We start from the raw sequence: 19,343 nt of genomic DNA on the forward strand, positions 1-19,343 counted from the left end.
TCGCCGGGCCGCCCGCCCGTTCGGGACGTCCTCGCCGCGCGCCGAGGGTGCCCACGCGCGCCCACGCGGGCGGGGTGTCCGGCGCGTGCTCCGGGTTCTCCGACGGCTGCAGCGGCGCCACCAGGACCGCCGGCGACAGCACCGCGTGGACCTACTGCCAGGCCGTGAAGGCCCTCGGCTGACCGTCACCCGCCGGGGAACGGCCGCGGGCCTCACGGCGGGAGGCCGGATCCCGCCGTGAGGCCCGCGGTGACGTCCCGCACCGCCTAACGGCGGGCACGCACCAGCACGTAGAGGAAGTACGGCGTGCCGATCACGGCCGTCATCAGGCCGGCGCCCAGCTGTGCCGGGGCGATGACGGTGCGGCCCAGCAGGTCCGCCGTGCACACGAGGACGGCGCCCAGCAGCACGGCGACCGGCAGCACCCGGGTGTGCCGGCGGCCGACCAGGGCGCGCGCGGCGTGCGGGGCCACCAGGCCGACGAAGCCGATGGTGCCCGCGGCGGCCACGGCGGTCGCGGTGAGCAGCACGCTGAGCACGAGGAAGCCGAGCCGGCCCCGCGTGAGGCCGAGGCCGAGGAGCCTCGGGGTGTCCTCGTCCAGGGAGACCAGGTCGAGTTCCCGGTGCCGGACGCCCGCCACCGCCGCGCCGACGGCGAGCACCGCCGCGAGGGGCAGCACGTCGGGCAGGCCACGGCCGTAGGTGGAGCCCGACAGCCAGGTGAGGGCCTTGGTGGCGTTGAAGGGGTCCGTGAGCACGATCAGCAGGCTGATCACGGCGGTCGTCCCCGAGGCCACGCCGATGCCGACGAGGACCAGCCGGTTCTGCTGGAACCCCCCGTGCGCCGCGAGTCCGAACACGAGGACCGCGGTGAGGGCCGACCCCGCGAAGGCCGCCGCGGAGACGCTCCATCCCCCGGCGACCGGAACGGTGGTCACGAGGACGACCGCGCCGAGCGCGCCGCCGCCGGAGACGCCGAGGACGGCGGGTTCGGCGAGGGGGTTGCGGGTGACGGCCTGGACGAGCGTGCCGGCCAGCGCGAGGGCGGCGCCGGCGAGGAGCGCGGCGAGCACCCGCGGGACGCGGGTGTCCAGGACGAAGGAGACCGTCCGGCCCGCCCTGCCCTGCACCCAGTTGACCACGTCGCCCAGCAGCAGCTTGTGGTCGCCGAGCAGCAGCCCCGCGACGACGACGCCGGCCAGGGCGAGCACCAGCACCACGAGCGTGACCACGAAGACCGTGCGGCTGCGGATGCTCAGCTTGTCGGCCGCGGCGGCACCGCCCGTGTCGCGCAGCCTGGCCGCCATCACCACCAGGAAGGCCGCCCCCACGAAGCTGGTGACCACGCCCGTGGGCACCGCGACCGCGGTGTCCGCGTCGATCAGCGCGCGCAGCAGCACGTCGGCGCCGAGCACCAGCGCGGCGCCGACGAGACCGGTGACCGGCGCGCCCACGCGCAGCCGCCGCAGGCCGCGGACCCAGCGGGCGAGGGGGCGGGCGAGCGCCGGGGCGCACAGGCCGACGAAGCCGATCGGGCCGGCGAGGGTGACGGCCGCGGCGGACAGCAGCGTCGCCAGCACGACCGCCGTGACACGGGTGGCCCGTACCGGCACGCCCAGGCCGCGCGCGGTGTCGTCGCCGAGCGCGAGGGCGTCGACCCGCCGCGCGACGAGGAGCAGTCCGGCGACTCCGGCCACGACGACGGGCAGCGTCTGCAGCACGCCGTCGAAACCGTTCTGGGCGATGCTGCCCTGGTTCCACTGGTAGAGGCCCTCGGTCTCCTCCGGGAACAGCAGGAGCAGCCCCTCGGTGACGGCCGTGAGGCCGAGCGTGAGCGCGGTGCCGGCCAGGACGAGCCGTACGGTGCCCGCGCCGAGCCCCGACAGGCCGAGGACGACGGCCGCCGCGGCGAGACCGCCCGCGAAGGCGACGGCCGAGGAGGCGAGCAGCGGCAGCGAGAGGCCGGTGACGGCGGCGACGCCGAGGGCGAAGTAGGAGCCCGCGTTGACGGCGAGGGTGTCCGGGGAGGCCAGGACGTTGCGGCTGACGGCCTGCAGGGCGAGACCCGCGATGCCGAGGGCGGCGCCCACGAGCAGTCCGGCGGCCATCCGGGGCAGCCGCGAGGCGATGACGACGGACGCGTCGTCCGGGTCGGCCCGGCCGGTGAGGGCCTTGAGCACCTCGGCCGGGCCGACCGCGGCCGTGCCCTGGGTGATGTCGACGACGGCGAGGGCGGCGACCAGGAGCACGAGCGCGGTCGTCACCGCGGCCGCGCCCGCCCGGGACGGAGCCGTCTCCGGGCGGACGGAGGGAGGGGTGGCGGTGACGGCCATCGCGCTACTTCGTCAGCGCCGTGACGAGGGAGTCGACGTAGCGCTCCATCGAGCCGGTGCCGCCGAACATCCAGATGCCGTCGTCCAGCCGGTGCACGTCACCGGACTTCACGAACGGCAGCGACTTCCACACGGAGTTGTTCTTCAGCTCGTTGGCGAACGGGTCGCTGGCGGCGTCCTGCTCGTTGCCGATGTAGGCGAACTGGACCTTGCCGAGGCCGGTCAGGCCCTCCACGTCGGTGGAGGCGAGACCGTACGCCTCGTCGCCCTTCAGCTTCCAGGCGTTCTTCAGGCCGAGCCGCTCGTTGACGCCGCCGACGAGCGAGCCGGAGGTGTAGGGGCGCACGGAGACCTGGTTGGAGACGACGTAGCCGTCGGCGAAGGCGATCCCGGCGCCCTTGAGGCCGGCGTCCTCGAGGGCCTTGGCGCCCTCGGCGAGCTTGGCGTCGAAGTTCTTCCTCAGGCCGGCGGCCTGCTCGGTGGTGCCGGTGGCCTCGGCGATGAGGTCGAGGTTCTCCAGCATCTGCCCGACCGGGTCGGAGGCGTCGGCGGACTTCACCTCGAGGACCGGGGCGATCCTCCGCAACTGCTTGACCGCGTTCGGCTGGAGGTCGGTGGTGGCGACGATGAGGTCGGGGTTCAGCGAGGCGATGGTGTCCACGCTGGGCTCGCCACGGGTGCCGATGTCCTTGGCGTCGTTGGTGAGCGGTGCGGCGCTGTTCCAGGTCTCGTAGCCCTTGACGTCGGCCACGCCGACCGGCTCCACGCCGAGCGATACCAGGTGCTCGACGACGTTCCACTCGGTGCCGACGACCTTCTTCGCGGGGCCGTCGAGTTCCACCTTCGCGCCCGACGCGTCGGTGAGGGTGATGGGCTCGGCCGACGCCTTGGGCTCGTCGTCGGCCGCGGGTTCGGTGGTGCCGCAGGCGGCGAGCAGCAGGGCGGCGACGGCGGCCAGGGGCGCGGTGCGCAGACGGCGTCTCATGAGAGGGTGCGGAGCCTTTCGGTTCGGGTGTGGTGGCGGCCGATGGCGCGGGTGCGCAGACGGCCGGTGAGGGGGTCGGTGTCGACCTCGATACGGATGCCGTAGACCTCGGTCAGCCGCTCGGGGGTGAGGACGTCCTCGGGTGTTCCTTCGGCGACGACGCGTCCGGCCGACAGGAGCACGACGCGGTCGGCGACGGCGGCCGCCTGGTCGAGGTCGTGCAGCACGACCCCGACGGCGATGCCCTGGCCGTCCGCCAGATCGCGCACGAGGTCGAGGAGTTCGACCTGGTAGCGCAGGTCGAGGTAGGTGGTGGGCTCGTCGAGGAGCAGGACGCCGGTCTCCTGGGCGAGGCAGCCGGCCAGCCAGACGCGCTGGAGCTGTCCGCCGGAGAGGTGTTCGGCGCCGCGGTCGGCGAGTTCGGTGACGCCGGTGAGGGCGAGGGCGCGGTCGACGGCGGCCCGGCCGCCCGGGTCGGTGCCGCCCCAGCGGCCGCGGTGCGGGTAGCGGCCGAAGTCCACGACGTCCCGCACGCTCAGGCCGCTCGGCGTGGGCCGGCTCTGCAGCAGCAGGGCGACGCGGCGGGCGAACTCCCGGGGGCTGAGCGCGAGCGCGTCGGTGGCGGCGTCGATCGTGAGGGCCGCGTGCCGGGGCCGCTGCAGCCGGGCGACGGTGCGCAGCAGGGTCGACTTGCCGCTGCCGTTGGGTCCGACGAGCGCGGTCACCTCACCGGGCCGCAGCGTCAGGTCCGCGTCGTGCACGACGTCCGTGCCGTCGTACGCCACGGTCACGCCGGTGGCCGCCAGTTCATGCCCGCTCAGGCCCGAGGACGCCTCTTCACCAGGAATCACGAGGCAAGGTTAGCCTACCCTTAATCCCCGTTGTCGCGGGGTGCCCGCGTCGCCCTGGGATGGCCCGGCGGCGGCTCAGAAGGCGTACCGGACGCCCAGCCACGGGGTGCGGCGCTGGATGAGGTCGCGCAGTTCGGCGAGGGCCTGGCGTTTGACGCCCGCGTGGTAGCGGAGGTTCAGGGCGCCGTTCTGGGAGCGCTTGGTCTCCTGCGCGGCGGGCTGCCACAGCACGTCCTCGCCGCGCGGGTGCCAGCGGAGGTTGACCTCGTGCAGGTCCGCGTTGTGGGTGAGCATGATGACCTCGGCCAGCGCCTGGCGTTTGACCCGCTCCGGCAGTACGTCGTCCATGTGGCGCAGCAGTCCGTCCCACGCGTCCTGCCAGCCGGGGCGGACGACGACGGGCGAGAGGTTGAAGTGCACCTCGTAGCCCGCGTCGAGGAAGTCCGCGGCGGCGGCGATCCGCCGGTCCACCGGGCTGGTGCGCAGGTCCAGCAGGCGGGAGTCGTCGGCCGGCATCACCGAGAAGCGGATGCGGGTGCGGCCGCGCGGGTCCAGCTCCAGCAGGTCCGGGTTGACGAACTTGGTGGCGAAGGACGCCTTCGCGGTGGGCCAGTCGCGGAAGGCGCGGATCAGGTCGGCGGTGTTGTCGCAGACCAGGGCGTCGACCGAGGAGTCGCCGTTCTCCCCGATGTCGTACACCCACGCCTCGGGGTCGCACTGGTTCGGTTCCGTCTTCGGCCCCTGCGCGGTGACGTGGCGGCCGAGGTGGGCGACGATCGCGTCGATGTTGGTGAACAGCGTGATCGGGTTGGCGAAGCCCTTGCGGCGGGGCACGTAGCAGTACACGCAGGACAGGGCGCAGCCGTTGGAGGGGCCGGGGGCGATCCAGTCGGCGGAGCGGCCGTTCGGGCGGGTGGTGAGCTTCTTCCGCACGCCCAGCACGAGGGTCTCGCGTTTGATCCGCATCCAGCGGTCGGCGCTGCCCTCGTTGCCGTGCAGCTCGGGGATGCGCCAGTGGGAGGCCACCTCGACGAGCCGCGCCTCGGGGAAGCGGGCCAGGATCTGCCTGCCCCGGGGGGACGCGGCCGCGGCCGGTTCGGCGTGGATCTCCTTGACCGCCAGCAGCCGGCGGGCCTGCGGCGAGTCCCGGAAGGCGGAGGGCGTCGGTGAGGGGGCCGGCGAGGGGGCCGGTTCCGCCGACTTCGCCTGCGGCATCGCGTCGATGCCGAAGAGGGGCTCCTGGGAGCCGTGGGACGGGCTGGGCTGGTGGCGCATGGTCGATCCGGCTTCCGGTGGGGGGCGGGCGCGGTACGCGGGCCCGCGGACCGGGCCCGGCGGACACGGCCGTCACTTCCACTGTACGGCTGTGGCCGCCGGGGCTCGCGTGCGTCCGGGTCGGGCGACGCGGTGTCGGCGGGCGCGGCACCGTGCGGGCCGAACGCGCAGTTCCCCGCGCCCCCGGAGGGCGTGACACTCACGGCGGGCGCCACCCGCAGCCCGCCCCCGGGCCCGGGACCGACGCCGCCCCGGCAGGCGCGGCACCACACGGGCCGAACGCGCAGTTCCCCGCGCCCCCGGAGGGCTCGGCTCGACGTCGGCGAGCGGCACCGTCGGCTCCGGCGAGGGCAGGCCGAGGCCGTCGGCGACGCGGGAGCACAGCTCGGGGTCGATGTCGGCCGGCACCTGGAGGGTGCGCTTCCTGATCGCCTCCTCGTAGCACCTGCCCAGCTCCAAGGCGTACGCGCCGATGATGTGCTCGCGCTCCACCGGGCTCATGCTCAGCCAGAAGCGGCGGGGCCGGCTGAAGTGGCCGGCGAACGACTCCGGGGCCTCGCGCACCTTCCGTCCCTCGGGGACGGTCACCGGCGTCTCGACGTAGGCGCTCATGTCCGCGCCCGCGGTGAACGGGCAGCCGCCGTCCAGGGAGTTGGACTGGCAGGGCGCCACGCCCCGGTGCACGGCCTCTGGTGCATGCCGTCGCGCAGCATGTCGTTGACGGGCGCGTGCGGCCGGCTGACGGGCAACTGCGGGAAGTTCGGACCGCTCCCGCCGCGTACCCCTCACCTTGGTTTCAAAGTACATCGATTTCACGCCGCCTCGCCCGGAGGCGGCGCGGGAGTCGGTGCGGGATCAGAACAGCGGTTCCTGCTGTCCGTCCGGGGAGATCCGGCGCGGGGTGCGGCGCGGGGCCGGGCGGCGCGCCGGGACCTCGTCGCCGAAGAGCGGCTCGGTGCCGTACTCGTCCGGCTCGGCGGGGACGACGACGGGGCCGGTGCCCACGCCGAGGCACAACGGGGCCTCGCGGTCGAAGTCTCCGGGCGTCATCGCCGTCCAGTCGCGTTCCCGACGCTCACTCACCCGGCACCCCGCTCCCCGTCCACCCGGAAAGGTTATCGGCAGGTCCGGTGCCCGCCGGACGGCATGCCGTACAGGAACGACGAAGGGTGAGACGTAGGTCACACACGCGGGGTCGTCACACATCGCGCGGCCGTTCCGTCAGTGAAGCGACACCGCAACGACGGACCGACCATGGAGAGCACATGAACGCGCGTATCGACTTCTTCGCCAACCCCGTCGCCGGCAAGGTGCTGCGGCACATCAACTCGGCGGGCAGGGCGGTGACGGACTCCGGTCTGCCGCACGCCACCCAGGAGCTGGTGAAGATCCGCGCCAGCCAGATCAACGGCTGCGGCTTCTGCACCGACATGCACACCAAGGACGCCGCCGCCGCGGGCGAGACGCAGCTGCGCCTCAACCTGGTCGCCGCCTGGCGCGAGGCCACCGTCTTCACCGAGGCGGAGCGCGCCGCGCTCGAACTGGCCGAGCAGGGCACCCGGATCGCGGACGCGGCCGGCGGGGTGAGCGACGAGGCGTGGGCGAACGCCGCCCAGCACTACGACGAGGACCAGCTGGCCGCGCTGATCTCGCTGATCGCGATCATCAACGCCTACAACCGGATCAACGTCGTCAACCAGCAGCCCGCGGGCGACTACCGGCCCGGCCAGTTCGGCTGACGCCCGTCCCAGGCGGCGGGCCGCCGGGGGAGCCTCCCCCCGAAGGCCCCTCCCGCCACGCCGGCGCCGCGCCGGGAGTTCACGACGGCGGTGCGCGCCGGCGCCGTGACCGTCCCGGGTGCGGGACGCACGCCGTACCTCCAGGAGCCGATCGCGCGTCTCCTGACCGGAGGTCACCTTCGCGCACGACACAGGGGGCGCGCTCGTCGTGCGAGCGCGCCCCCTGTCGTGTGCCGGTGACGGCTCAGGACGCCGCGCGCTTGGGCAGGCGCCAGTCGGGGCGCGGGAAGTGGCAGGTGTAGCCGTCCGGGTAGCGCTGCAGGTAGTCCTGGTGCTCCGGCTCGGCCTCCCAGAAGGGTCCGGCGGGGGTCACCTCGGTGACCACCTTGCCCGGCCACAGTCCGGACGCGTCGACGTCGGCGATCGTGTCCTCGGCGACGCGCTTCTGCTCGTCGTCGTAGTAGAAGATCGCGGAGCGGTAGCTCATGCCGATGTCGTTGCCCTGGCGGTTCTTCGTCGTCGGGTCGTGGATCTGGAAGAAGTACTCCAGGATCGTCCGGTAGTCGGTGACCGTCGGGTCGTAGGTGATCTCGATCGACTCGGCGTGCGTGCCGTGGTCGCGGTAGGTCGCGTCGGGGACGTCGCCGCCGCTGTACCCCACCCGGGTGCTCAGCACGCCCGGCAGCGTGCGGATCAGCTCCTGCATGCCCCAGAAGCATCCGCCCGCGAGCAGCGCCTTCTCCTCGGTCCTTGTCATCGTGTGTGTCGCCCTTCTCCCAGGTGTGCTGCGGCGTTCCTCAGTGGGAACCGTGCCGGGACCTGCATTGTTCCGGCCGTGCCCGGTGCGCCGGACACCGGGTCGCACCGGGCGGGCGCAGGGGGCCGGGCGACGTCACCGCCCCGGGCCCGAGGCGCACTCCAGGTCCTTCAGGCGGACCTCGTCGGCCATCGCCCGCATGCCCGCGTCGGTGAAGTGCAGGTGGTCGCCGTTGTCGTAGGCGGGCCGGATGCTCTCGGGGTCGTCGGGGCTGCGCACCGCCCGGTCGAAGTCGGCCACGGCGTCGAACAGCCCGCCGGTGCGGATGAAGGCGTTGACCTCCTGGCGTACCGCCTCGGCCGCCGGGTCCCATTCGGGCCAGCCCTTGAACGGCGCGATCGTGGCGCCGACCACGCAGTGGCCGGCCGCGTGGACGCGGTCGGCGATCTCCCGGTAGCCGTCGATCAGGTCCTGGGCCGTGACGCCGGTGCGGGCCTTGAGGTCGTTGACGCCCTCGAACACCAGGACCGTGCGGACGCCCGGGTGGGAGAGCACGTCGCGGTCGAGGCGGTTGAGGGCGCTCGGCGAGGCGCCGTCGGCGAGCACCTTGTTGGCGGAGATGCCCGCGTTGGCCACACCGCGGACGGTCGTGGCGCGGGAGTGCTGGAGGCGGCGGGAGAGCTGGTCGGGCCAGCGGCGGTTGAGGTCCGTGGTGGACTCCCACCCGTCCGTGATGGAGTCGCCGAGCGCCACCACCGCACCGGTGCGGGCGGGGGTGCGGACGGTGACGGCGTCCAGGTAGAACCAGGACGTGGTGGTCCTCGTCCAGGGGGCGGCGGTCTCGTCGGCGGTGTGGTCGCCCTGGGTGAGGTACGAGGTCTGCATGGCCAGCCGGTGTCCGGTGGCGGGGCCTGCCGCGTCGGGACTGTGCAGGCTGACGACCAGGTTGGTGCGGGCGCGGACCCGGCCGGGGAGCGGGTCGCTGTACGCGGTGCCGCCGGGCGGGATCGTCACGGTGGTGCGGCCGTCGAAGGTGAGCCGGCGGTTGCTGCCGGGGACCAGGGCGGCGCCCTGCCGCTGGACTCCGGCGTACACGCTGTCGAAGGTCAGCGGCCGGTCGCCGAAGGCGTTGGAGAGCCGTACGCGCATCCGGTCGCCGCCGACGCTGGTGTGCACCACCAGCCGGTAGGCGCGGTCGGGCACGCCCGTGCCCAGGCGGAAGGCGCTCGACGCCCAGGTGACGACGTCGTGGCGGGGCGGTGTGGCCTGGGCCGCCGACGGGACGGGGCCCAGGAGAGCGGCGAGCAGGACCAGGACGGACAGCCCGCGCAGCCGGGTCCCCCTCGTGTGCGGTCCTCCAGGGTGGAGCGTCGTGGTGTTCAGCGTCGCCTCCCAGAACTCGACGGCACCCTCCTCGCCGGCGGGACGGTCCTCGCGAGGCGGTGTGCGCGATCCGGTGTCCTCGTGACCCGTGGTGTCTTCGTGACGGTGATGCCTTCGTGACCCGTAGTGAGATTAGCGGCAGGCGTCCGGCCCGGCACCGCCTGCCGGATGCCTTCATCGGCCGTTCATCCCCCGGTTCCCGGCAGGCGGCGTCAGCGGCCGACGAAAGACTGGATGGCCGTGGCGGCGGCCCCCCGGGCCCACTCCTCGAACGGCAGCGGACGGGTGCGGATCTCGCAGCGGGCGGCGGAGCCGAAGGCGGCCGCGGCGAAGGCGTCGCGGATCTGCCCGGCGAAGAGGTCGTACGCGGCCAGCCCTTCGCCGGAGATGATCACGCGCTGCGGGCCGAGCAGGTTGGCGACGGTGGCGATCCCCCGCCCGATGGCCTCCCCCGCCCGGGCGTAGACGGAGCGGGCCCCCGCGTCGCCCTGGCGGGCCAGGGCGAGGGCCTCGGCGGCGTCGGCGACCGGGACGCCGGCGACCTCGCGGACCCGGGCGGTGATCGCCGCGTCGGAGGCGACGGCCTCCAGGCAGCCGCGGTCGCCGCAGTGGCAGGGCGGGCCGTCCGGGTCGACGGGGACATGGCCGATCTCCCCCGCGACGCCGTGCGCGCCGGAGACGACCCGGCCGTGCACCACGAGACCGCAGCCGATGCCGGCGCCCACGGTGACGACGGCGAAGTCGGACAGGCCCACGCCGTCGCCGAACCACTGCTCGGCCACGGTCAGGGCGCGGACGTCGTTGTCGACGGTGACCGGCAGCCCGCTCGCCGCCCCGGCGAGCTCGGCGAGCGGTACGTCGTGCCAGTCCAGGAAGGGCGAGTAGCGCACCGTGCCCGCGTCGCGGTCGACGTCCCCGGCGACCGCGGCACCGAGCCCGAGGACCCGCACGCCGAACCCCTCGGCCTCGGTGAGCAGTTCCCGTACGAGGTCCGCGGCGACCGCGAGGACCTCGTGCGGCGCGCGGCCGGCCAGGGGGACGCGCCGGGCGGCACGGATGCGGCAGCACAGGTCGGTGAGCACGCCGATGATCTCGTCGCCGGTCACCTTCAGGCCGACGAACAGCGCCCGTCCCCCGTCGACCCGGACCGGGCTGGCCGGGCGGCCGAGAGCCGGGCGGACCCCGGCGCCGGCGTCCTCCACCAGATAGCCGGCCTCGATCAGCGGCCGTACGGCCTTGGTGACCGCCGCCGGGGACAGGCCGGCCCGCCGGGCCGCCTCCATCCGGGTGAGCGGGCCGTGCGCCAGGACGGTGGTGAAGATCTGGGAGGCCGCCGGGGTGTGGGCCGGGAACGTCTCGGCGGGCGGGGTCGACTGCATGACCGGGAACCTAGGTCCCTTATTTTCCGCCGTCAACGAAAGAAGGCTCCTTTTTTTCGAAGGTGGAGAAGCGCGCTCGTCTGCCTTGGAAATCCAAGAGTCAGAGCCCTCTTGACACATGATCGAAGGTCACGTTTGGGTGTGCGGTGCAACCCCCTGACGCTGATCGTGAGGCCCCATGCCGCTCATCACCCGCTCTCCGGACACCGGGGTCTGGCTGCTGACCACCCCGCGCACCTCGTACGCGCTGCGGATCGACGGGACCGGCGCACCCTGTCACGTGGCATGGGGGCCCCGCCTCACCCCGGAGGAGGCGGACGCGCTCGCGGAGCCGTTCGCGGAGCCGTCGAACAGCTTCGAGGGCCGGCCGGCCGTGGGCGAGGAACTGCCGGTGGACGGCGGCACCCGCTACGGACCGCCCTCGCTCCAGGTGCGGTACGCGGACGGCTCCCGGGCCTTCGAGTGGGAGCCCCTGGGACACCGGGTGGACGACTCCGTCCCCGGCCGCGAGGAACTGGTCCTGGAGTTCCGCGACCGGCTGGTCCCCCTCTCGGTCGCGCTGCACTACCGGGTCCGCGCGGACACGGACGTGATCGAGCGCTGGACCGTGCTGCGCAACGACGGCGAGGAACGCGTGGACCTGCTGCGCGCCGACTCCGCGGCGTGGACGCTGCCGCCGCTGCCGGACTACCGGCTGAGCCATGTCACCGGCCAGTGGTCGGCGGAGACCCGGCTGCGCCGGGAGCCGCTGCCGCACGGGGAGACCGTGCTGACCAGCCGGCGCGGCATCACCAGCCACCACGCCAACCCCTGGACCATGCTCGACGACGGCACCGCCGACGAGGACCGGGGCCGGGTGTGGAGCACGGCGCTGGCGTGGAGCGGCAGTTGGCGGATCACCGTGCAGCGCACACCGGACGGGCGGGCGGGCCTGACCGGCGGAGCCGGCCACGAGGGGACGTGCGTGCCGCTCGGACCGGGCGAGGAGTTCGCCACGCCGGTGCTGGCCGGGCTGTTCACCGACGGCGGTTTCGGCGGGGCGAGCCGGGCCTGGCACGCGTACGTCCGCTCCCACGTGCTGCGGCACGCCGGCGAGACGGCGCCGGTGCTCTACAACTCCTGGGAGGCCACCGGCTTCGACGTGGACGAGGCGAGCCAGCTGGCGCTCGCCGAGCGGGCCGCCCGGCTGGGCGTGGAGCTGTTCGTCGTGGACGACGGCTGGTTCGGCGCCCGCCGCAGCGACCGGGCGGGCCTGGGCGACTGGACGCCGGCGCCGGACCGGTTCCCCCACGGGCTCGGGCCGTTGTCCGACGCGGTGCACCGGCTCGGCATGCGGTTCGGCGTCTGGGTGGAGCCGGAGATGGTCAACCCGGACAGCGACCTGTACCGGGCGCACCCCGACTGGGTGCTGCACCTGCCGGGCCGCCCGCGCACCGAGCTGCGCAACCAGCTGGTGCTGAACTTCGCCCGGCAGGACGTCGCCGACTGGGCCTTCGGCCGGCTCACCCGGCTGGTCGCCGAGCACCGCGTGGACTTCCTCAAGTGGGACATGAACCGCGCGTTCGGCGAGTCCGGCTGGTCCGGGCCGGACGGCGGCAACGACCGGCTGTGGACCCGCTACGTCCACCACCTGTACGGCGTGCTCGACCGGCTCCGGGAGGCGCACCCGCGGCTGCGGATCGAGACGTGCAGCGGGGGCGGGGGCCGGGTCGACCTGGGCATCCTCGCCCGCACCGACCAGGCGTGGACGTCCGACAACACCGACGCCGTGGACCGGCTGGGCATCCAGCAGGGCTTCAGCCAGGTCTACCCGGCGCGGGTGATGTCCGCCTGGGTGACCGACGTGCCCAACCAGCTCACCCGGCTGTCCGTGCCGCTGCGCTTCCGCTTCCACGCGGCGATGGCCGGGCTGCTCGGCCTCGGCGGCGACCTCACCCGCTGGAGCGAGGCGGAGCTGTCCGAGGCCGCCGCGCTGGTGGCCCGCTACAAGGAGATCCGGCACCTGGTGCAGCACGGCGACCAGTACCGGCTCGGCGCCCCGTACGGCGACGGCGCGTCGGCCGTGCAGTACGTGGCCGCGGACGGCGGTGAGACGGTGGTGCTCGCCTTCCGCGCCAGCCCCCGGTACGGCGCACCGCGGGTGCCGCTCCGGCTGCGCGGGCTGCCGCCGGGCGTCCGCCTCCGGGACACGGGGACGGGCGCGGTGCACCGCTCCACGGTGCTCACGGAGTACGGGCTGGACCTGGACCTGCCGGGCGGCGACTGGGCGAGCGCCCTGATCCACCTGGAACGGGTGCCGGACGACGCCGGGCACCGGGTGGAGAGCTGAGAGGCGGAAGGCGTCAGGCGGAGAAGGCGATGCGTGCGGAGATGCTCTTGCCCCCCGCCTCCTGGCGCACGTCGAGGGTCTGGGCGACGGCCATGACGATCTCGAGGCCGTGCTGCCCCACGCGGCCGGGGTCGGCGGCCCGGGGCTTCGGCGCCTCCGGGTTGCCGTCGCGGACGATCACCTCGACGGCGTCGCCGAAGACCAGCAGGTCCAGTCCGACGGGGCCCGGCGCGTACTTGCGGGCGTTGGTGACCAGCTCGCTGACGACGAGCTGGGTGATCTCCACCGCGCGCGCCGGCACCGGCAGGCCGTCCTCCGCCCGTGCCCGGTCGAGGAACTCGGCCGCGAGACGGCGCGCCTGCGCTATCCAGGCGCCCTCGGCGTCCAGGGCATAGCTGGCCCGCAGCCGAGGTGCGCCTGACACCGTCTCCCCCTCGTCGACAGAAACTGGTTCCATCCGGTCCGCCTTTACTCGATCACACCGCGCGACTACCCGCATCGCTCCCCCGCACGCCCATGAAGTGTGACAGGTGCCGCCGACAGGTCAGTCGGCCAGGTGCCGCTCGAGCCAGTCACCTGCTGTGCGACGGAAGAGCCGCCGGTTGTCGGCGCGGCGGAAATCGTGACCTTCGTCACGCAGAAGGAGCAGTTCCGCCTCCAGTCCGCGTTCCCGCGCGGCCCGTACGAACTGCTCGGACTCGTCGGGCGGCACGTTGGTGTCGTGCTCGCCGTGCACGGCGAGGACCGGAGCGCGCAGGGCGTCGACCCGGCTCATCGGCGACAGGGCGCGCAGCAGGTCCCGGTCGCGTTCCGGGTGGCCGTACTTGTGCGCGGCGGACTGCGCGATCCACGGCTCGGTCCCGGCGAAGAAGGTGGTCAGGTCCGACATGCCGCACACCGCCACCCCGGTGCGGAACAGGTCGGGGTGCCACACCAGGGACGCCATCGTGAGGTAGCCGCCGTAGGAGCGGCCCATGACGGCCATCCGCCGGGGGTCCGCGAGGCCCCGCAGCATGACGTGCGCCGCGCAGTCCGCGACGTCGTCGATGGCGGCGAAGCGTCCGGTGCCCAGGTCGGCGTCGACGAAGCCGCGCCCGTGGCCGGACGAGCCGCGGACGTCGGGGGCGAACACGTCCAGGCCGCGGTGGAGCAGCTCCAGGTAGAGGGGTTCGAGGACCGGGCGTTCCTGTTCCTCGGGTCCGCCGTGCAGGTGCAGGACGCACGGGGCGGGTTCACCGGGCGAGCGGCCGGGGGCGCGGTAGTACCAGCCGCCGAGCTGGAGGCCGTCCCGGGCGACGGGCCGCATGGGCGTGGGCCTGACCGGTGTGAGGCCGGGCGGGAAGGCGTCCTCGTCACGGGAGGACCAGGGGGTGCGCAGGGGCGCGCCGTGCGGCAGCCACCACACGCCGGGGTGGCGTCGTGCCCCGGACAGCGCGACCACGGGCGCGTCGGGGTCGGCGGTGGGCGCGATCCGGGTGACCACCTCGTGGGGCAGGCCGACGCGGCGCGCGTCGCCGGCCGAGGGAGGGGTGACCGAGTCCGGCGCGGTGCCGTGCGGCGGGGCGGACTCCAGCGCGAGCAGCTCCAGCTCGCTGACCCCGTGCCGGTTCCACGCCAGCACGGCGCGGCGGCCGTCGTGGCCGAGGGCGAGGAGTTCGAGGCCGCAGTCCTCGCGTTCGGCGACCACCCGCGTGGTGTGCAGTTCGCCGCGCGCGTCGAGGTGCGCGGCGAGCAGGGCCGCGTACTCGCGTCCGGCGTCGCTGCGCAGCCAGAGCGTGCCCGCGGACGGGGAGAAGCCGCCGATCCAGGGATCGCCGTCGGCGACCGGGAAGGCGCAGGTGACGGCCGAGTCCACGGTCCGTACGACGAGGGCCTCGCGGCGGCCGCGCGGCCCCCGGTAGACCAGGGCGAGGCGGCCGTCGCGGCTGAGGTCGCACACCCGCTGGTTGGCCGCGCCGCGCTCGCTGAACAGCAGGACGGGCGCGGCGGTGCCCTCCGGGTCGACGAGGTAGGCGGAGAGGGTCCGCTCCTCGGGCTCCTGCCCGGAGCCGGGCCGCACGCCCCCGGCCGGAGGACGGATCCGTCCTCCGGCCGGGTCCAGCAGGACGGCCCGGCCGTCGCGGCCCGCCCAGTGCGGGGCGTGCTCGGTGCCCGGCGGCCCGGGCACCTCCGCGTGGTGCCGGCCGGTGTGGCCGGGCGGGGCGGACTCGGTGACGGTCACGGCGAGGGCGGAGCCGTCGTGCTGCCAGCATCCGAGCCGCGCGGAGGTGCCCGGCTCGCCGCCGGCCAGCAGGTGCCGGCCGCTGCCGTCGGGGCGTACGCACAGCACCCGGGTCAGCTCACCGCCGCCGGGCGCCGTGGTGTACGCGATCCACCGGCCGTCCGGTGACCAGGACACCTCCGTGACGGGGTGCGGGCCGGCGTCGAGGCGGCGCACCTCCGCGCCGTCGACCGGCCCGGTCCACAGCTGCGGCACCCCGGCCCGGTCGCAGATGAAGGCGACGTGCCGGCCGCTCGGGTCGGCCGAGGGGTACCAGCAGCCGTGCACCGCCGGGGGCGGCAGGTCGTACGACGCCGAGGTGTCGGCCAGCGGGGCGGGCTCCGGGGCGTACAGCGCGCTGCCGGGGTCTCGGGTCGCCGTCATCGGATCCCGTGGGTCTGGAGCCAGGTCTCGAGCAGGGCGATCTGCCACAGGGCGTTGGCCCCGCGCCGGGTGCGGTGGGCGTCGGGCGCGGCCAGCAGCCGCTCCACGTAGTCCTCGCGGAAGACGCCGCGGGCCCGGGCCTCGGGGGCGGTCATGGTGTCGCGGACCCGCTGGAGGACGGGCCCGGCCATGTGCCGGATCGCCGGCACGGGGAAGTAGCCCTTGGGCCGGTCGACGACCTCGCGCGGCAGCACGCGCCGGCCCGCGGCCTTCAGGACGCCCTTGCCGCCGTCGGCGAGTTTCAGCTCGGGCGGGCAGGCGGCGGCCAGTTCGACCAGCTCGTGGTCGAGGAACGGCACGCGGGCCTCCAGGCCCCAGTCCATGGTCATGTTGTCGACCCGCTTGACCGGGTCGTCGACCATCATCACCAGCGTGTCGAGGCGCAGCTGGGCGTCGAGGGCGGTGTCGGCGCCGTCCTGCGCCATGTGCTCCCTGATGAACTCCGCCGAGGTGTCCCGGTCGGGCAGCATCTCGGGCCGCAGCACGTCCGCCATGTCGGCGTGGGAGCGGTCGGCGTAGGCGTCGATGTACGCCTCGGCGGCCCGCTCGCGGGGCGCGCCCGCCATCGCCGGGTACCAGTCGTAGCCGGCGAACACCTCGTCGGCGCCCTGCCCGCTCTGCACGACCTTGACCTCCTTGGCGACCTGCTCGGACAGCAGGTGGAAGGCGACCACGTCGTGGCTCATCATGGGTTCGCTCATGGCGCGGACGGCTCCGTCGAGGGCGCCGGCGACCCGGTCGGAGGGCACCATCAGCTGGTGGTGGCGGGTGTCGAAGTGCCGGGCCACCAGGTCCGAGTAGTGGAACTCGTCGCCGTCCTCGTCGCCCTCGGACTCGAAGCCGACGCTGAAGGTCGCCAGGTCCCGCTGTCCCTCGCCGGCCAGCAGCGCCACGATCAGGCTGGAGTCCAGGCCGCCGGAGAGCAGCACGCCCACCGGCACGTCGGCGACCATGCGGCGGCGCACGGCGGTGCGCAGGGCGGCCAGGACCGCGTCGGTCCAGTCGTCGGCGGTGAGGTCCGCGTACGCGGGGCGGCGGGTGTGGACGGGGTGCCAGTAGCGGCGGTCGTGCTGGGTGCCGTCGGGCTCGATGACGCGCACGGTGGCCGGGGGCAGCTTGCGCACGCCGTTGAGGACGGTGCGGGGCGCGACGACGGTGGCGTGCCAGCTCAGGTACTGGTGCAGCGCGACGGGGTCGAGGGAGGTGTCGACGCCGCCGGCGGCGAGCAGCGCGGGCAGCGAGGAGGCGAACCGCAGGCGCTCGGCGGTGGCCGAGAGGTAGAGCGGCTTGATGCCGAGCCGGTCACGGGCGAGGACGACGCGTCCGGTGTCCTGTTCGACGATCGCGAAGGCGAACATGCCGTGGAACCGGTCGACGCAGTCGGTGCCCCACTGCTGGTACGCCTTGAGCACCACCTCGGTGTCGGACTCGGAGAAGAAGCGGTGGCCGAGGGCGTGCAGTTCGTCGCGCAGCTCGCGGTAGTTGTAGACGCAGCCGTTGAAGACGCCGGTGAGGCGGGCCCGCGGGTCGGTCATGGGCTGGGCGCCGCACTCCGACAGGTCGATGATCTTCAGCCGGCGGTGTCCGAGGGCGACCGGCCCCTGGGACCACAGGCCGCGTCCGTCCGGGCCGCGCGGCGCGAGCCGGTCGGTCATGCGCTCCACCGCCGCCATGTCGGGCCGTCCGCCGTCGAGGCGTATCTCACCGCTGAGGCCGCACATCAGTGGTCCCTCCCTTCCCTCGGCTCCCGGTCCCTCGGGGCGCTGTCCTGCTGGTCGACGACGTGGGGTGTCCTGGACATGGGGTAGTGATCACTCTCCTGGTTCGGGGGCGGGCGGCGGCCCGTCGCCGGACGGCGGTACGGGCCGTGCGGCCGGATCAGCCCGGCGTGCCCGGGGTGGTGAGCGGGTGGAGCGGGGTGTGAGGCCGGCCGTTGGCGTGCCGGGTGGTGACCGCCGGGCGCGGGCGGCGGGCGCCGGCGCGGGCCGGAAGGCGTCCGCCGCGCGTCTCGGTGACGAGCAGGTCGATGCCGGTCAGCAGGTCCGCCTCGCGGACCGTCCGGCGCAGCCGGTGGGCCGCGCTGCCGGCGTCGAGGGCCTCGTCGAGCAGGTCGCGCACGGTGTCGAAGTCGCCGGACGCCTCCAGCGCCGGGCGCAGCCGGTGCAGCATGCGGCGCAGCACCAGGTGGGCGGGGGCGGCGCGGCGGGTCCACGGGTCGACCAGCGGGCCCTCCAGGCCGGAGCGCGCGGCGCGCCAGCCGGCGGCGCGCAGCCACTCGTGGTGTCCGTCGCAGCGCGGGTCCGCGCCGCGCTCCAGCCGGTGGCAGGCGTCGCGGACCAGCGCCCGGAACAGTCCGGCGATCAGCACGACCGTCTCGGCGCGCGGGCAGGCGTCGCCGATCCGCAGCTCCAGCGTGCGCTGGTGGGCGGAGGGGCGGACGTCCTGGTAGAGCATGCCGGTGTCGCTGATGACGCCGGAGCCGATCAGTTCCGCGACGGCGGCGTCGTACTCGGCGGCGTCCCGGTAGCAGCCGGCCGGGCCGGCGGTGGGCCAGCGCTGCCACAGCATGGTGCGCCAGGAGGCGTAGCCGGTGTCGGAGCCCAGCCAGTACGGCGAGCTGGCGGACAGCGCGAGCAGCGGCGGCAGCCAGGGCGAGACCAGGCACATGGCGCGGACCGCGGTGTCGCGGTCGGGCACGTCGGCGTGCACCTGGGCGCTGCAGATGAGCTGCTCCTCGGCGACCCTGCGGTACTCGTCGGCCATGTGCCGGAAGCGGGGGTTGTCGGAGACGTCGCGCGGGGTCACCCGGGCCAGTGGCACGGTGCCGGCGGCGACGACGGCCAGTCCCTCCGCGTCGGCCGCGGCGGCCAGGCGGCGCCGGGTGCCGGACAGGTCGGCGTAGAGTCCGTCGAGGGTGTCGTGCACCTCACTGTTGCTCTCGACCGCCGACTGCTGCAGCTCGCCGGTGAAAGGACCCGTGCCGAGTCTTTCCAACAGCAGACCCGCCCGTGGCACGAGTCGTCCGCTCTCCGCGTCCAGGACGTGGAACTCTTCCTCTGCTCCGATACGCACCGTCACCGCCGGTTTCCCCTTGCCCGTAGTCCTGTGCCGGCCCCGCGACGGCACTGGGGCCACCTGCGGCGCTCTCGGCACATCCCGGGTGCCCCGGATGACGCACAAGCAATCGAACAGCCCTCGTCAGCGGTGTGCGGGCCGTGACGTGGAGGGGTGGGAGCGGGCGGTCAGTCCGCCTGGAGGCGGCGGCCGTCGCGGATGTCGAAGACCTGGTCGAGGCCGGTGAGGCGCAGCAGCCGGCGCAGCGTCTCGGGCACGGCCACCAGGATCAGGCCGGCGCCGGCCGCGACCACGTGGTTGCGCACGGCGATCAGCGCGGTGATGCCGCTGGAGTCGCAGAAGCCCAGCTCGCCCAGGTCCACCACGAGCATCAGCCCGGCGGACACGACCGCGCCCGCGGCGGCCCGGCGCAGTTGCTGCGCGTTGCTGTGGTCGAGGTCGCCGGCGACCTCCAGGAGGGGGCCGGCGGGGGTGCGTGACGAGACGATCGTCAGGGGTCTCATGGCGGGGTCGCTCTGTTCGTTCCGTGAAAC

At 74.4% G+C, this 19,343-nt stretch carries 15 protein-coding genes and 1 pseudogene; 2 read left to right on the top strand and 14 right to left on the bottom strand.

Annotation, left to right across the window (positions count from 1 at the left end; translation table 11 throughout):
* Window positions 1-266: 266 nt before the first annotated feature.
* From ACIQ8B_RS22890 to ACIQ8B_RS22915, 6 genes and pseudogenes are all read right to left on the bottom strand, one after another.
* Window positions 267-2,333, bottom strand: a complete 2,067-nt coding sequence (locus ACIQ8B_RS22890) for an iron ABC transporter permease (protein WP_403549154.1) — start codon at window positions 2,331-2,333, stop codon at window positions 267-269.
* A gap of 4 nt (window positions 2,334-2,337) precedes the next feature.
* Window positions 2,338-3,318: an ABC transporter substrate-binding protein gene (locus ACIQ8B_RS22895; RefSeq protein ID WP_403549156.1), complete on the bottom strand. Its 981-nt coding sequence runs from the start codon at window positions 3,316-3,318 to the stop codon at window positions 2,338-2,340.
* On the bottom strand, window positions 3,315-4,169 hold the full coding sequence (locus ACIQ8B_RS22900) for an ABC transporter ATP-binding protein (RefSeq protein ID WP_403549158.1): 855 nt from the start codon (window positions 4,167-4,169) through the stop codon (window positions 3,315-3,317). The genes ACIQ8B_RS22895 and ACIQ8B_RS22900 overlap by 4 nt, the downstream gene beginning before the upstream one ends.
* 75 nt (window positions 4,170-4,244) lie before the next feature.
* Window positions 4,245-5,444, bottom strand: coding sequence for a spore photoproduct lyase family protein (locus tag ACIQ8B_RS22905; protein WP_403549160.1), 1,200 nt, complete (start codon window positions 5,442-5,444; stop codon window positions 4,245-4,247).
* Between the two features lie 303 nt (window positions 5,445-5,747).
* Window positions 5,748-6,211, bottom strand: a pseudogene (locus ACIQ8B_RS22910) (catalase-related domain-containing protein); the annotation flags it as partial.
* Window positions 6,212-6,299: 88 nt separating this feature from the next.
* Window positions 6,300-6,527, bottom strand: coding sequence for a hypothetical protein (locus ACIQ8B_RS22915; RefSeq protein ID WP_290011687.1), 228 nt, complete (start codon window positions 6,525-6,527; stop codon window positions 6,300-6,302).
* A 182-nt stretch (window positions 6,528-6,709) separates the two neighbouring features.
* On the opposite strand from ACIQ8B_RS22915, the gene ACIQ8B_RS22920 reads away from it, so the two are divergent.
* On the top strand, window positions 6,710-7,183 hold the full coding sequence (locus tag ACIQ8B_RS22920) for a carboxymuconolactone decarboxylase family protein (protein WP_290011688.1): 474 nt from the start codon (window positions 6,710-6,712) through the stop codon (window positions 7,181-7,183).
* Window positions 7,184-7,427: 244 nt separating this feature from the next.
* On the opposite strand, the gene msrA is transcribed toward ACIQ8B_RS22920, so the two are convergent.
* The 3 genes from msrA to ACIQ8B_RS22935 all read right to left on the bottom strand — a co-directional run bounded on the left by msrA (window position 7,428) and on the right by ACIQ8B_RS22935 (window position 10,702).
* On the bottom strand, window positions 7,428-7,940 hold the full coding sequence (gene msrA, locus ACIQ8B_RS22925) for a peptide-methionine (S)-S-oxide reductase MsrA (protein WP_365415112.1): 513 nt from the start codon (window positions 7,938-7,940) through the stop codon (window positions 7,428-7,430).
* Between the two features lie 135 nt (window positions 7,941-8,075).
* Window positions 8,076-9,143 carry an SGNH/GDSL hydrolase family protein gene (locus ACIQ8B_RS22930; RefSeq protein WP_403549164.1) on the bottom strand — a complete coding sequence of 356 codons (1,068 nt, stop codon included), beginning with the start codon at window positions 9,141-9,143 and terminating at the stop codon, window positions 8,076-8,078.
* Window positions 9,144-9,535: 392 nt separating this feature from the next.
* On the bottom strand, window positions 9,536-10,702 hold the full coding sequence (locus ACIQ8B_RS22935) for an ROK family transcriptional regulator (RefSeq protein ID WP_290003388.1): 1,167 nt from the start codon (window positions 10,700-10,702) through the stop codon (window positions 9,536-9,538).
* A 178-nt stretch (window positions 10,703-10,880) separates the two neighbouring features.
* On the opposite strand from ACIQ8B_RS22935, the gene ACIQ8B_RS22940 reads away from it, so the two are divergent.
* Complete coding sequence (locus ACIQ8B_RS22940; RefSeq protein ID WP_403549166.1) at window positions 10,881-13,031, top strand: alpha-galactosidase; 2,151 nt, start codon at window positions 10,881-10,883, stop codon at window positions 13,029-13,031.
* Window positions 13,032-13,044: 13 nt separating this feature from the next.
* Here the strand turns inward: ACIQ8B_RS22940 and ACIQ8B_RS22945 are convergent, their stop codons facing one another.
* From ACIQ8B_RS22945 to ACIQ8B_RS22965, 5 genes are all read right to left on the bottom strand, one after another.
* The gene (locus tag ACIQ8B_RS22945; protein ID WP_290003385.1) at window positions 13,045-13,488 is read right to left on the bottom strand and encodes an ATP-binding protein; all 444 of its coding nucleotides are present in this window, start codon (window positions 13,486-13,488) and stop codon (window positions 13,045-13,047) included.
* Window positions 13,489-13,575: 87 nt separating this feature from the next.
* Window positions 13,576-15,675 (bottom strand): S9 family peptidase, encoded by a 2,100-nt coding sequence (locus ACIQ8B_RS22950; protein WP_403549168.1) that lies wholly within the window; start codon window positions 15,673-15,675, stop codon window positions 13,576-13,578.
* Complete coding sequence (locus ACIQ8B_RS22955; protein ID WP_290003382.1) at window positions 15,672-17,456, bottom strand: N-acetylglutaminylglutamine amidotransferase; 1,785 nt, start codon at window positions 17,454-17,456, stop codon at window positions 15,672-15,674. Before ACIQ8B_RS22955 ends, ACIQ8B_RS22950 begins: the two co-directional genes overlap by 4 nt.
* Window positions 17,457-17,613: 157 nt before the next feature.
* On the bottom strand, window positions 17,614-18,813 hold the full coding sequence (locus ACIQ8B_RS22960; protein ID WP_403549171.1) for a YbdK family carboxylate-amine ligase: 1,200 nt from the start codon (window positions 18,811-18,813) through the stop codon (window positions 17,614-17,616).
* Window positions 18,814-18,977: 164 nt separating this feature from the next.
* Window positions 18,978-19,313 carry an STAS domain-containing protein gene (locus tag ACIQ8B_RS22965; protein ID WP_290003377.1) on the bottom strand — a complete coding sequence of 112 codons (336 nt, stop codon included), beginning with the start codon at window positions 19,311-19,313 and terminating at the stop codon, window positions 18,978-18,980.
* Window positions 19,314-19,343 lie beyond the last annotated feature (30 nt).

Origin of the sequence: Streptomyces sp. NPDC096105 (genome assembly GCF_044763335.1) — a bacterium.
GTDB lineage: Bacteria > Actinomycetota > Actinomycetes > Streptomycetales > Streptomycetaceae > Streptomyces.